Source organism: Streptococcus sp. SS-4456, assembly GCF_036680365.1.
GTDB lineage: Bacteria > Bacillota > Bacilli > Lactobacillales > Streptococcaceae > Streptococcus.
Window position 1 is genome coordinate 1 of sequence record NZ_JAVIHI010000053.1, and the last position, 11,791, is coordinate 11,791.

At 44.0% G+C, this 11,791-nt stretch carries 17 protein-coding genes and 1 pseudogene; 1 reads left to right on the top strand and 17 read right to left on the bottom strand.

What is annotated here, in order from left to right; all coding sequences use genetic code 11:
- Nucleotides 1–192: pseudogene (locus RFK25_RS10470) on the top strand (hypothetical protein); the annotation flags it as partial.
- 151 nt (nucleotides 193–343) lie between these two features.
- Here RFK25_RS10470 and RFK25_RS10475 read toward each other — a convergent pair.
- From RFK25_RS10475 to RFK25_RS10555, 17 genes are all read right to left on the bottom strand, one after another.
- Nucleotides 344–556, bottom strand: coding sequence for a hypothetical protein (locus RFK25_RS10475; protein WP_172096563.1), 213 nt, complete (start codon nucleotides 554–556; stop codon nucleotides 344–346).
- 126 nt (nucleotides 557–682) lie between these two features.
- Nucleotides 683–1,093 (bottom strand): peptide deformylase, encoded by a 411-nt coding sequence (locus RFK25_RS10480; protein ID WP_332413348.1) that lies wholly within the window; start codon nucleotides 1,091–1,093, stop codon nucleotides 683–685.
- Between the two features lie 72 nt (nucleotides 1,094–1,165).
- A complete protein-coding gene (locus RFK25_RS10485) occupies nucleotides 1,166–1,894 on the bottom strand; it encodes a MerR family transcriptional regulator (protein WP_332413349.1) in 729 nt (242 codons plus the stop codon).
- Between the two features lie 68 nt (nucleotides 1,895–1,962).
- Complete coding sequence (locus RFK25_RS10490; protein ID WP_332413350.1) at nucleotides 1,963–2,661, bottom strand: ion transporter; 699 nt, start codon at nucleotides 2,659–2,661, stop codon at nucleotides 1,963–1,965.
- 1 nt (nucleotide 2,662) lies between these two features.
- Nucleotides 2,663–3,751 carry a nucleotidyltransferase gene (locus RFK25_RS10495; protein WP_332413352.1) on the bottom strand — a complete coding sequence of 363 codons (1,089 nt, stop codon included), beginning with the start codon at nucleotides 3,749–3,751 and terminating at the stop codon, nucleotides 2,663–2,665.
- Entirely contained in the window at nucleotides 3,748–4,494 is a 747-nt protein-coding gene (locus RFK25_RS10500) for a class I SAM-dependent DNA methyltransferase (protein WP_332413353.1), read from the bottom strand. The genes RFK25_RS10495 and RFK25_RS10500 overlap by 4 nt, the downstream gene beginning before the upstream one ends.
- Before the next feature lie 121 nt (nucleotides 4,495–4,615).
- A complete protein-coding gene (gene rsfS / locus RFK25_RS10505) occupies nucleotides 4,616–4,975 on the bottom strand; it encodes a ribosome silencing factor (RefSeq protein ID WP_172088114.1) in 360 nt (119 codons plus the stop codon).
- A 1-nt stretch (nucleotide 4,976) separates the two neighbouring features.
- Nucleotides 4,977–5,486, bottom strand: coding sequence for a cysteine hydrolase family protein (locus RFK25_RS10510; protein WP_332413355.1), 510 nt, complete (start codon nucleotides 5,484–5,486; stop codon nucleotides 4,977–4,979).
- Nucleotides 5,483–5,938 carry a GNAT family N-acetyltransferase gene (locus RFK25_RS10515; RefSeq protein WP_332413356.1) on the bottom strand — a complete coding sequence of 152 codons (456 nt, stop codon included), beginning with the start codon at nucleotides 5,936–5,938 and terminating at the stop codon, nucleotides 5,483–5,485. The genes RFK25_RS10510 and RFK25_RS10515 overlap by 4 nt, the downstream gene beginning before the upstream one ends.
- Nucleotides 5,939–5,940: 2 nt before the next feature.
- Nucleotides 5,941–6,528 (bottom strand): bis(5'-nucleosyl)-tetraphosphatase (symmetrical) YqeK, encoded by a 588-nt coding sequence (gene yqeK / locus RFK25_RS10520; RefSeq protein WP_332413358.1) that lies wholly within the window; start codon nucleotides 6,526–6,528, stop codon nucleotides 5,941–5,943.
- Nucleotides 6,525–7,157: a nicotinate-nucleotide adenylyltransferase gene (locus tag RFK25_RS10525; protein WP_024381740.1), complete on the bottom strand. Its 633-nt coding sequence runs from the start codon at nucleotides 7,155–7,157 to the stop codon at nucleotides 6,525–6,527. The genes yqeK and RFK25_RS10525 overlap by 4 nt, the downstream gene beginning before the upstream one ends.
- 12 nt (nucleotides 7,158–7,169) lie before the next feature.
- Nucleotides 7,170–7,481: a ribosome assembly RNA-binding protein YhbY gene (gene yhbY / locus RFK25_RS10530; RefSeq protein ID WP_004195298.1), complete on the bottom strand. Its 312-nt coding sequence runs from the start codon at nucleotides 7,479–7,481 to the stop codon at nucleotides 7,170–7,172.
- A gap of 56 nt (nucleotides 7,482–7,537) precedes the next feature.
- Nucleotides 7,538–8,644 carry a ribosome biogenesis GTPase YqeH gene (gene yqeH / locus RFK25_RS10535; protein ID WP_332413359.1) on the bottom strand — a complete coding sequence of 369 codons (1,107 nt, stop codon included), beginning with the start codon at nucleotides 8,642–8,644 and terminating at the stop codon, nucleotides 7,538–7,540.
- Complete coding sequence (locus RFK25_RS10540; RefSeq protein ID WP_105118579.1) at nucleotides 8,645–9,172, bottom strand: YqeG family HAD IIIA-type phosphatase; 528 nt, start codon at nucleotides 9,170–9,172, stop codon at nucleotides 8,645–8,647.
- 110 nt (nucleotides 9,173–9,282) lie between these two features.
- Nucleotides 9,283–9,960, bottom strand: a complete 678-nt coding sequence (locus RFK25_RS10545; RefSeq protein WP_332413360.1) for an SEC10/PgrA surface exclusion domain-containing protein — start codon at nucleotides 9,958–9,960, stop codon at nucleotides 9,283–9,285.
- Nucleotides 9,961–10,077: 117 nt separating this feature from the next.
- Nucleotides 10,078–10,707 (bottom strand): copper homeostasis protein CutC, encoded by a 630-nt coding sequence (locus RFK25_RS10550; RefSeq protein WP_332413362.1) that lies wholly within the window; start codon nucleotides 10,705–10,707, stop codon nucleotides 10,078–10,080.
- 49 nt (nucleotides 10,708–10,756) lie between these two features.
- Nucleotides 10,757–11,665, bottom strand: coding sequence for a DMT family transporter (locus RFK25_RS10555; protein WP_332413364.1), 909 nt, complete (start codon nucleotides 11,663–11,665; stop codon nucleotides 10,757–10,759).
- Between the last annotated feature and the right edge of the window lie 126 nt (nucleotides 11,666–11,791).

The following is an 11,791-nucleotide window of genomic DNA, read 5'->3' on the forward strand; positions in this document are numbered from 1 at the left end:
AAAATTCCTGTTTGGGCTAGCCCAAACAACTTAACCTCTGGAACTCTAGTTATCAATGAACTTGTTGCACTTGACTTGACAACGTGCGAAATTGTTTTAATTCTGAAAATGCTTGAAAAGCCTCACTTTCAACACGAAAAATTGAAACAACGATATTTTCCATCACCTATATTTCCTTTCTTATTTAAGTAAATGGATTAGGTCCATGCCCTTTGTATATCAACCTATACAGTAGTTATTATAACACTTTATCATACTATAGTCAATACAAAGTTCCAGAACATAGATAAACGTCATTTTTGGCGTTTGTCTTTTTGTTGTATTTTCGAAATTATTTGCTTTATCATCTGTTATTCCACCAAAAACCGGATTTAGAACAAAATAAAAAGGGATATTCGCTGTCCATTTCACCATTTTTTTGATATTTAAACATGCCAAAGTCAATATCAACCTCTGAGTCCACTTGTAGAAGAAAGTGATCCTCTGGGACTAATTCTTCCATCGTATAGAAACCATATTGGCGTCGATTATAATCTGATTTTTCTTTGCGAAACATAGGAAATACCTCACAACTCTTCTTAGCTCTTTTATACGACTTTGCACAAAGAAAAGCCCTTGGAAACTTGTGTTCCAAGGACTTTGTCTTCAATCTGAATCTACCTGACGGTAGATTTAGAAACTACTAGATGATAATCCCTTCCAAATGATCTAGTTCATGCTGAACAATCTGGGCTTGGAAGTCTGTCAGCTTTAGGCTCTGCCTTTTCCACGAAGCATCAAAAAACTCCACTTCAATCTCCTGATAGCGAGTGGTCGGACGAGTACCTTCCAGCGACAGGCAGCCCTCCTCGGTCTGATAGGGTTTGGCCTTGCTGATGAGGACGGGATTGTACATGACCAGGTTGGTGAAGCCCATGTTGACGATGATAATCCGCTTTTTGACGCCAATTATATTGGCCGCCATGCCCACACAAGCGTGAGCGTTAGCGGCTAAAGTGTCCTGCAAATCTTGACCGACCTGCACATCTAACTGAGTCGCAGGCTCAGACTTCTGCTGCAGGAAGAAAATGTCTTTCATAATAGGTTGAATCATGGGGTGTCTCCTTATTTTCTAGCTTCATCTAGTATACCAAAAAAAGCCTAGTTCTCACTAGACTTTCCTTATTTATTCTTGGCAATAAATCGCAATAGCTTGACTGACAAAGGCTGCTGTGCCTGGTCCACCTGCTCGGTCAATGTTGGCTGAAAATCGCTCGTCCTCAACATACATGAGACCTAGCCCCTGCAAGATTTCCTTGGTGCAGGTGTAGAAGTTTTCTGTGATATAGGCCTGTAAAGTAGCTACCTGAACCTGTACATCTGGATGACTTGCTTCCAGGCTCTGCATTTTTCCAAAAGCTTCAAAAATGCTCTGCATCTCTCGAGCAAACACTCTGTCCTTGCTAGCATCGTAGCGCTCTTCAAACTCGGCATAGGCCGCGGTATTCCCCCAACGCTCCTTGGCCTCCACCTTGTAGGCTTCTAGTTGACTGCTGTCAAATGCGTGAAAATCCATGACTTCTCCTCCTTTTTCTGTGAGCAATCTGGCGTGATTGATGATGCGATCCAGCCGTTCCCTTTTAAGCTCTAAAAGGGTGATATGGTCCCGCAAGACCTGCTGACGATTGACTTCCGTCACGTCCAGAAGCTGCTGAATGTCTTTGAGAGGAAAATCCAACTCACGAAATAAGAGAATTTCTTGCAGACGAGCCAAATTCTCCTGATTATAGTAGCGATAACCATTTTCAGCCACAAATGCTGGTTTGAGCAAACCAATCTGGTCATAGTGGTGCAAGGTCCTCACCGTCAATCCTGTCAACTGACTGACCTGCTTAACTGTCCAATTTTCGCTCATAGAAATCTCCTCTCTATGCCCAGTATAAGGGATAACGTAAGGTGAGAGTCAAGGGAAGAATGAATTTTTTATCCCTTCTTTGTAATTTCATTCATATAGCCAGCCGTAATAATCCCCGCAGGTAGAGCAACAATCGCAATTCCAATTATCGAAGAAAACATTGTAATGATTTTTCCTAGTATTGTTGTTGCAAATATATCACCATAGCCAACAGTAGTTAATGATATGGTCGCCCAATAAATTGCATCAAAAAATGTTTCAAAAGTATTAGGCTCAACCGAAAAAATCAATAAAGCAGTAAAGAAAATATAACCAACAGCCAGGCTTGCTACTAGCAATAATGACTCTTTTTGATTTTGCAAAACATTCGTCAAAATCTGAATGTTTTTTGAATAGCGGATAACTTTGAAAACTCGAAGTACTCGCCCCATCCGTACAATTTTCAATAATCGAAGACTGTTATTAAAGTATAAAAAAGTCGGTAAAATGGACAATAAGTCCACTATGGCTAATAGGCTAAATGGGTAGAACAGAAATGATAGTTTTCCTTTTTGCAATTTGAAATCAGCTGTTAGTATTCTAAAAAGATAATCCAAGCAAAAAATAGCCGTCGAAATATAATCCATTAACAAATGAAAAGAATTCGTATGCTTAGACATCAAAGGAATCAAACTAACCACTATTGCAAATAACACTATTAAGTTATAGCAACGTGACAATAAACTATCGTTATCATTTTCTAGAATACAAAATAATTTTTCCCTCATCTCACTCCACCCTCACCGGCACGCGACCATAGGTCTGCTCTGCCATTGCGTCAGCGCCGAGTTGATAGACCACATCCGCCTGCTGGGTCAGGCTGTCCCAGGGCTCTTTGCCGATCCGCGTCACTAAGCCCACTCGCTCCTTGACCTGCTTGAGATAGGCCTGACCTCGAGTTGAAAAGCCTAAGACATGAACTGCTTCTGGTAAGGGAGTTTCCACCGCATTGACCAGGATATAGGTCAGCACCCGCCGCACCCGCGCCTTGGTGTAGCGTTTAGTCGCAACAGCTTCCACTAACTCCTCCACGGTCGCTGCGCTCCCAATAGCAGAGCGGATACGACTGGCTAGTTCTTCGTTGACCTGAAAGACCTGACTGAGATCTGGATGGGTCGCAATCTGGTAGCGGAGCAGAGGAAAATAGTTTCTCCAGCTTACCTTGGTCGCCTCTTCAAAGAGACTGGCAGACGGTAAAAAGTCACGAACCAAGTCCAGCTGGTCAGCACCTTTTCGGATAGCCGTCGCCGAGGCGTAGGTTGTTTCCACCTCTTCCGAATGAAAACCAGCTCCCTGCCGCTGAACAGGATAGAGTTGGATGCCTGTCCCTGCCACCGCCTTGGCGTAAGCCAGAGCCAGAATATGATTGGGTGTATTACCTGTAAAAGTCAAGCCTGCAAACTCCTGCCACATGGCCTGGGTCTTCTGTGGATAAGAGAGATTATCTGGCAAGTTTTTCACAAATTTTTCCATCTCTTCCGACTTATCCACATAGATATCCGCAATTTTCTGATAATCCAGCATTTCTTCCGTACCGAAAACCAGTTTTTCCACACCCAGCTTGTGTAAAATGCTGATTGCTCCCTTGGCAAAATGGTCAGCCGACTGGACCGAGACTAAAAAGGGCATCTCGACAACAAGATCTGCCCCGTGTTCCAAAGCCATCTGAGCCCGTGTCCACTTATCCACAATGGCTGGTTCACCCCGTTGCATAAAATTGCCAGACATAACCACAATTTTCAGCCCCTCGGCCTGTTCCAGCAGGTACTTATGCCCCGTGTGAAAAGGATTGTATTCTGCTATTATCCCTGAAATCATGCCTTGACCGCCTTGAAAAACCACCGCTGGCTTGTTTCTGTCGGTGCTTGATCTTCAAAGTCCGCAAAGACTTCCACAGATGTAAAACCAGCTTCTTTCAATAATTCCACATAGGTTTCAATCGGATAAGTCCGCTCTTCATGCACTTCATCCCGACGGATAAACCGCTCCTCTTGACTGTCCTCATCTTTGACAAAGAAGGTCAATTCATGAACGATGGAATGCTCATGCTCACCCTCATAGGTGTCCCAGACAAAGGCAAAATCCTCGTAGTTTTCATGGTAGCTATAGCCTGCAAAGACCTCCTCCATTTGATAGATGGAGTGAACGTCAAAAAGGAAAGTACCGCCTCGATTAAGAACAGAGTGAACCCCTTCAAAAACCCGCAAAACGGCTTCTTGGTCCGACATATAGCACAGACTGTCCGAGTAACAGGTCACCGCATCAAAATCTCCCACACCTTCCAGTTCCAGCATATCCGCCTTGGCCAAGTCCATCATGACCCCAGCTACTTCTGCTTTTTTCTGGGCCAATTCCAACATTTCATAGGACAGGTCAAGCCCTGTCACCTCATAACCCTTTTGAGCAAAACGTACAGCCTGAATCCCTGTCCCACAGGCCAATTCTAAAATTGTCTTGGTGTCTTGTGGCAAGTTCCGCAAGCTAAAATCTGTCCATTTATCATACAAGCTGTTATCCATGATTTCATCATAGACCGCCGCAAATGTTTCATAAGTTGCCATATTTTCCTTTCATAAAAAGCAGCCAATCGACTGCTTCATTAACTCATGCTGTATTCAAGAAGTCATAGTTTTGAGTTGTTGACGAACCCTTTTTGACCAGTCAAGTTCTCGTCCACTCTCACTATTCCTCTTCTAAAAAGTCTGCGACTTCCAAGAAGCTGCCTTCATGCCATAATTTTTCAAGGTTGTAGAGGTCACGCATTTCTTCTGAGAAGATATGAACGACTAGGCCTCCAAGGTCCAAAAGAACCCAGCCACCGTTACTATCGCCTTCTACACGGCTCCCCTTGATTCCGACTTCCGCTACCTTTTCACGGATGTTTTCCGCAATAGCCTCCAACTGGCGACTGTTCATAGAGCTGGCAATCACAAAGTAGTCTGTCAGGCTGGTCACGCCTTGAACATCAATTACAACAAGGTCCTCAGCTCGCTTGTCATCAGCAGCCTGAACCACAACTTTTACTAAATCTAGTTCTTTCATCTTATCCTCTAATTATATTTTCTAATCTATCCACCTGGGCAAAATTCCATGACCAGATGTTTTGGTAGTGGTCAATCAAGTCTTTGGCATCCAATTTGCCTGAATAACCTGTCGTCGTTCCGTCCTGAAGCACAGCTACCTCATAGCCTAGTTCAAAAGCTACTTTAATCGTCGTATCAATGCAAAAATTGGTCGCCATGCCCATGATGATGAGCTGCTCAATTCCCTTTTCCTGCAAATAAGCATGAAGCCCTGTTTCCTTGAAGGCACTGTTAAAGGTCTTATCGAAAATCTTCTCACTGGCTAAGGGTGCAACAGTTGAGTGAATCTCCCAGTCAGCAGTCCCCTTGACCAATTCCTGGTCATGATGGCGGACATGGATGACCTCTAGCCCCGCTTGACGGGCTTGAACAAGGCTATCCTGCCAGAGAGTCAGCCGTTCGGCGATAGCATAAGGTTTTTCCTCCACTAGAAGGTTCTGAATGTCAATGACTAGCAATGCAGATTTCATAGCTTAACACCAGGCGTTTCCAAACGGAAGACCAATTCCCTTTCTTCTTCACTATCCAAGACAAAATCATTTTTCTCCAAGAGATGAGCCATCTTCTGATTGCCCTTAACATAAGCTGCAATCAAATGGTCGCAGACAGGATGTGATTGAGCCATTGCTATTACAACCTCCAAAGCCGCCTGGCCATAGCCTTTCCCCTGAAATTCTTGACCAATCATAAACCGCCAGAGCATATACTGCTGGATGTCCTCATCAATATCAATCAAGGCAAAACCAACCACTTGCTCATCTGCCCAGATGGCATAGGGGAAAACATCACCGTTCTCTCTATATAACCAGGCATCTGCCAAGGAACGCACGTTGGGAGCCACGAAGACCTTATCTGCCTCGGCTACTGTCAAGTCCAAGACAGCTTGATAGGAAATCTCATCCACAGGTTTTAATGTAATCATCCCTACTCCTTCAAATAAGAAACATAGCCATTATAGGTTTCCAAGGTTTGTGGATAAATGGGAATTCCCTTCTTGGCTAAGTAAGAAATGGTTTGGGCAGTTTCATAGGCTACTGCCTTGTCCAAGGACTCTCTTGCGATACGACGCGCCTCGTCCACCCCAGGAAAATCCCGATTGGGTTCGATGTAGTCCGCCACATAGAGAACCTTGTCCAGCAAGGTCATCTGCCCAGCACCAATGGTGTGTCGTTGAATGGCTTGGAAAATTTCCTCATTTTCCAAACCAAAATCTTCTGCGATTTTATAGGCGCCAACCACACCGTGCCAGATGTTATTATCCCAGTTGAGCAGGTCCTTGTCCAAATCATACTTTGCAATCAAGTCCAGAAAGACTTGGTCTTCCTCTTCCTTGGCATAATCATGCAAGAGTGCTGCCAGACTGGCTTTTTGGGGATCACAGTCATATTGGTCTGCCAAGGCAAGCGCCGCCTGCTCCACACCCAAGACATGTTGGAAGCGCGCTGGCTTCATGGCTACACGGATTTTTTCCAAAAGAGCCTGACGGTCAAATGTCAAATCTGCTGCAATCATTGGTAAAGTCCTTTTTCTTCGATATAGTCCAGAACTTCATGAGGCACCATAAAATTCGGCACCCGTCCTTGCTTGATAAAACTACGCACCATGCTGGAGGAAATGTCCATCAAGGGCACATCTACCCAGATAACCGGATAGGACGTCCCTGCCTTGTAACGAGGGCGCTGGACACCAACAAACTGCACCAACTGGACCAATTCATCAATCCTATGCCATTTTGGCAGGTAGTCTACCATATCTGCACCGATGATGAAATAATAATCCGTATCAGGATTTTTCTCCTTCAGCAATTTCATGGTGTCGTAGGTATAGCTGACACCACGGCGTTCTAGTTCAATGGTTTCAATCCCCAAGCCGTCAATACCTGCAATAGCCATCTTGAGCATGGAATAGCGATGGTATTCGTCAATGGTTTCTTTTTTATCCACATGCGGCGGAATGAATTCTGGCATGAGCAAGACTTCATCCAGCTTCAACTGTTGACGGACCTGGTCTGCCACAATCAAATGAGCATTGTGGACAGGGTTGAAATTCCCTCCCAAAATCCCCACTTGTTTGCGATTGGTTTCTTTCTTTTCAACCTCTAATTCAACCTTGGTAAAGGGTGTTAAGAGTTCAATAGCCATAGGCTCTCCTTCTTAGATTTCTTTGACCTGTTTGGAAATTTTACGGTTCTCTTTCTTGCTAGATTGTTTGAATAAAATCAAGATGCGACCGATTTTTTGGACCGTATCCACACCAATTTCTTCTTCCAAGATTTCAGCTACTTCGTGGATATTTTCATCCGTATTTTGTAGCAAGGTCACCTTGATCAATTCACGCGCATCCAGCGCCTGACGAACACTGGTTTTAATCTGGTCATTGAGACCATTTTTCCCAATCTGAATGATGGGTTTGAGACTGTGTGCCTGACTGTTCAAAAAGGCACGTTGTTTTGAAGTTAATGACATCTATTTTTCCTATGTTTCTATATTTATTGGCTAACAAATGTAACCAGTACGCACATCTAAATAATCGCCTTTCGGATGACCACATCCACACCTTTAGGTGCCCAGGCAGCAATCTTGGATTTTTCATTGACACGAATCCAACCCAGACCTGAGAAGACCACATCCGTCTTTTCGTTGATGGTAAATTCATGACGGACCAATTCAGGAAATTCTTTCAATTCCTTGCTGGTTGGTGGCACTAAAAGTGAGCCCGCATGTTTCTGATAAAACTCGCTAGCTCCCTGCAACTTGGTTCGGTGGAGCTGCAATTCATTGTCAAAGAAGGCAGTAAAGCCTTGGCGTTCACCAGCCACAAAGTCAAATCGTCCCAGACCAGCCAAGAACAAGGTTTGTTCTGGATTGAGCTGGTAGGTCTTTGGCTTGATTTCCTTACGAGGGCTGATGTACTTGAGATTTTTAGCCGTCAAGTAATGGGCCATCTGATGACGATGGATAATTCCTGGCGTGTCATAGATGTATGAACCATCATCCAAAGGAATTTCAATCTTATCCAGCGTCGTTCCAGGGAAACGTGAAGTCGTTATGACATCCTTGTCCCCTGTGATTTCTTGAATAATAGCGTTAATCAAGGTTGATTTTCCAACGTTGGTCACACCGACCACATAGACATCCCGTCCCTTACGGTGTTGTTCAATCTTTTCAATCAAATCCTTGATGGCCTGCTTGTTTTGGGCAGAAGTCAAGACCACATCAACTGGTCGCATACCGATTTCATGCGCCCGCTCGGTCAACCACTGAGTAACCTTGCCTGTCTTGACAGACTTGGGTAAAATGTCCTGCTTGTTGCCGACCAAAAGCACGTCATTTCCAGAAATAAAGCGAGGCAAGCCTGGTATGACCGAACCATTGAAGTCAAAAATATCAATGACATTGACCACCAAGGCATCACTTTCTCCTACGCTATGGAGGAGTTTCAAGAAATCGTCATCCGAGATATTGACATCTGAAATCTCATTGTAATGGCGCAAACGGAAACAACGTTGGCAGTAGAGTTGCCCTGTTTCCAAGCCTTTTTCTAGGGCTGATTGAGGTGTAAATCCAGCGACAGCCTTGTCTTGCGTCTGAATCTGGGCACCACAGCCGATACAAAATAATTCTTCCACTTACATCTCCCTCTTGTAGTCTATCGCTCCATACTTAGCGATGATTTTTTTCATGGTCCGTCGCTCACGCCAACGGTTAATCTGCGTATTGATAGAATCCGTCTGAATCAGAGGTTTGACCAGCACAGACTTGAGCCCAGCTCGCTTAGCCGCCCGAATATCTGTCATCAACTGATCCCCAATCATAACCACCTCATGCGGCTGAACATCAAAGCGTTTTAAGGCGCGGTTAATTCCAAAGGTGAAAGGCTTGAGTGCGAAGGCTTCAAATTCAATCCCAAAAGGTGCAACTGCTCGTTTGACCCGCTCATATTTGTTGTTGGAAACCACCACAACGGGAATGCCTGCGGCCTGTAAATCCTGTAACCACTGGCGCATCTCTGGCGTACCATCGGGATTATTCCAAGCAATCAAGGTATTGTCCAAATCGACAAAGACCACCTTGATACCCTGTTTTTTCAAACTGTCAACTGTCACATCATAGGCCTTTTCCAAGGCAAAATCTGGCATATAATTTTCTAATGTCACGGACTTCTCCAAAGATTTTTATCAGATAATTATACCATTTTTCTAGGAAAAAGGCGAATAGATAGCCAAAAGGAAAACACCCGGTGGAGCCGAGTGCCTATTCTACGAACCTATTTGCTTTCTAAAATCCAATCCTTAGGAATGAAAATCATGTGGGTCAACAACCAATCAATATCCAGCGAGTATTTTGAAAAAGCAAATCCAATTTCCTCAACACCAGAATCATCCTCATCCATGCCTAAAATCGTCGTCGCATGGCCATAATCTGCATGACTGTCATCAAAGAGGCGCCAAGTTAGAGCCTTGTAAACCAATTTTTTGGCATCATAGAGCGTATAAGCCTCTCGATATTCTGAAAAGGCTAGACAGTCCTTGCCTTTGGGTTCGACACCCTTGATTTGAGCAATAGCAATAAGACTATCATAGTTGTGATAACGGAGGGAGCTACTCAAGGATTGAGCCAAACTAACCGCATAATCCAAGGCCAAATCACTGACCTCCACAGCTACAGTTCCCAGCTGTTCCCGCAGTGGATTGAGCAAATTCGCAGCAAAGCGAGCTAACTCTTCACGGATTTCTTGTGGCAAATTCTCTATATCTTCCAGAATAACCTTTCTATCTTGCTCAGAACCCTTGTAGACATTGATGTCTAGCCCCTGCTCACCCAGTTTTTCCAGTTCCGAATCAAAACCTGTTTTCCCAGCTTGAACATATTGAGCGAGAGTTTCATAGTAACCTTCTGGCAAGGTGATACGCTCTAAGTTATCAGCTCTTTCAATAATTGTCATAGATTTCTTCCCCCGTATACTTGATATTCTTATTGTAACAATATAAGGGAGAAATGTAAACCTTTTCAACTTTTATTACATATTTACAGTAAGTATACGAATACAAGTAATTCACCTTTACCAAAACAAACGGGTCCCATGCACCTGGTCTACAGGTATTTTTTCTAGTAATTCAGGCACATTGTCCACTGTCAAGCCACCACCAATTAAGATTTCAAGCTTACCTTGGGCGTAGGAAACAAGCTCCTGCAACCAATCGACATTGTTTAAGGCAGACCCCGTCAAACTGCCTCTTGTCAAAATCCGAGTCACTCCATGGGCTGCCAGCCAATCAATGGCTTCAAATTGACGTTGGCGAGGGATTTGATCAAAAGCCATGTGAAAAACAATTTGGCAACCCTGCGACACAGCAAACAAGCGCTCCAAAGCGACTTGATCCAGCCAATTATCCTCTGTTAAAACACCAAATACTAAGCCATCTGAGCCTAGTTCTTTGGCAATCTTACAGTCTTCCACCATCATCTCAATCTCTGCCTCATCGTAGCAAAAATTGCCTCCACGAGGGCGAATCATGGTCATGACTGTGATTTCATTCTCATGAGCCAGTTGATAAACCTGTTTAATCACTCCATAGCTCGGAGTCGTTCCCCCAACTGCTAAATTATCACAGAGTTCAATCCGCTGGGCCCCCATTGAGATAGCTTTAGCAACATCTATATGGTTTTCCGAACAAAATTCTTTTATCATTGCAATTTCCTCTTATGTTTTTTACTTTAGTATATCAAAAAAGAGTATATTAACCAATACTCTTTTCGGTAATCAAAAAATCCTTTAGCGAAATCAGCAGAACTGCTAGTAGAATACAAACCATACCAACTAAATCCATGCTCGTAAAGACCTCGTTAACCAACCACACTGCAAAAATAATGGAAGCAACAGGTTCAATAGAAGCTAGCAAGCTGGCATTGACCGGGCCGACCATGGTAACCCCCTTGAGAAAGACTGTATAGGCAAAGATGGTCCCGACACCAACAATCCCCACTAAGCCAAACATACTTCCACTATCTAATTGAAGGGGTTCTTGCCAGGTCTGTAAACCAAATGTAACCATCAGCCCTCCCATCAACATCCCCAGACCAATAACCGACAAACTACCATACTGGTCAATGACTTGGGCAGGTAGGATAATATAGAGAGCATAGGTCAGGGCTGAGAAAAGTCCCCAGGCTAAACCAAGCGGGGTAATCGCTAGTTCCGTCAACTGTCCATGGGTCGCAATAAAAAAGGTTCCTACAATTGCCAAGACAATCGAAATCACTTCTACCCCTGTCGGTCTTTGCCTATCCTTCAAGCAGGAATAGGCTAGCACTAAGATAGGGCAGAGGTATTGGAGAACTGTTGCCGTTGCCGCATTTGTATAAGCAATAGCCTGTAAATAGGCCAGCTGATTGAGGGCTAGACCAAACAAGGCAAAGAAACATACAGCTAGCACAGCGCGTCCATTTTTCAAGAGTGCCAGCAAATTTCTCCTGGCTGTCACAGCACACAGACCGAGCAAAACAAGACCTGAAACCATCAAGCGCATGGAGGTAATCAACTGTACAGACATGCCTCGTCCGATTAAATACTGCCCACTTACCCCCGAAAGTCCCCAAGCTATCCCTGCAACTAAAGTTATCAAGGTTCCCAATCTTTTTTCTGCCATCCTATCTCCTTTTCACAATGCGAATACTCCTATTATAGGCTCTATAATTTCTGTAGTGGGTAAATCCACCGTGGAGATTATGGAGCCTTTTTGAGTGTAGAAAAAAAGTCCCATATGACCTATAAT

Coding starts and splice junctions, on each gene's coding strand:
- RFK25_RS10475 (WP_172096563.1), bottom strand. CDS start 556: ATGTTTCGCAAAGAAAAATCAGATTATAATCGACGCCAATATGGTTTC.
- RFK25_RS10480 (WP_332413348.1), bottom strand. CDS start 1,093: ATGATTCAACCTATTATGAAAGACATTTTCTTCCTGCAGCAGAAGTCT.
- RFK25_RS10485 (WP_332413349.1), bottom strand. CDS start 1,894: ATGAGCGAAAATTGGACAGTTAAGCAGGTCAGTCAGTTGACAGGATTG.
- RFK25_RS10490 (WP_332413350.1), bottom strand. CDS start 2,661: ATGAGGGAAAAATTATTTTGTATTCTAGAAAATGATAACGATAGTTTA.
- RFK25_RS10495 (WP_332413352.1), bottom strand. CDS start 3,751: ATGATTTCAGGGATAATAGCAGAATACAATCCTTTTCACACGGGGCAT.
- RFK25_RS10500 (WP_332413353.1), bottom strand. CDS start 4,494: ATGGCAACTTATGAAACATTTGCGGCGGTCTATGATGAAATCATGGAT.
- rsfS (WP_172088114.1), bottom strand. CDS start 4,975: ATGAAAGAACTAGATTTAGTAAAAGTTGTGGTTCAGGCTGCTGATGAC.
- RFK25_RS10510 (WP_332413355.1), bottom strand. CDS start 5,486: ATGAAATCTGCATTGCTAGTCATTGACATTCAGAACCTTCTAGTGGAG.
- RFK25_RS10515 (WP_332413356.1), bottom strand. CDS start 5,938: ATGATTACATTAAAACCTGTGGATGAGATTTCCTATCAAGCTGTCTTG.
- yqeK (WP_332413358.1), bottom strand. CDS start 6,528: ATGATTGCAGCAGATTTGACATTTGACCGTCAGGCTCTTTTGGAAAAA.
- RFK25_RS10525 (WP_024381740.1), bottom strand. CDS start 7,157: ATGGCTATTGAACTCTTAACACCCTTTACCAAGGTTGAATTAGAGGTT.
- yhbY (WP_004195298.1), bottom strand. CDS start 7,481: ATGTCATTAACTTCAAAACAACGTGCCTTTTTGAACAGTCAGGCACAC.
- RFK25_RS10545 (WP_332413360.1), bottom strand. CDS start 9,960: ATGACAATTATTGAAAGAGCTGATAACTTAGAGCGTATCACCTTGCCA.
- RFK25_RS10550 (WP_332413362.1), bottom strand. CDS start 10,707: ATGATAAAAGAATTTTGTTCGGAAAACCATATAGATGTTGCTAAAGCT.
- RFK25_RS10555 (WP_332413364.1), bottom strand. CDS start 11,665: ATGGCAGAAAAAAGATTGGGAACCTTGATAACTTTAGTTGCAGGGATA.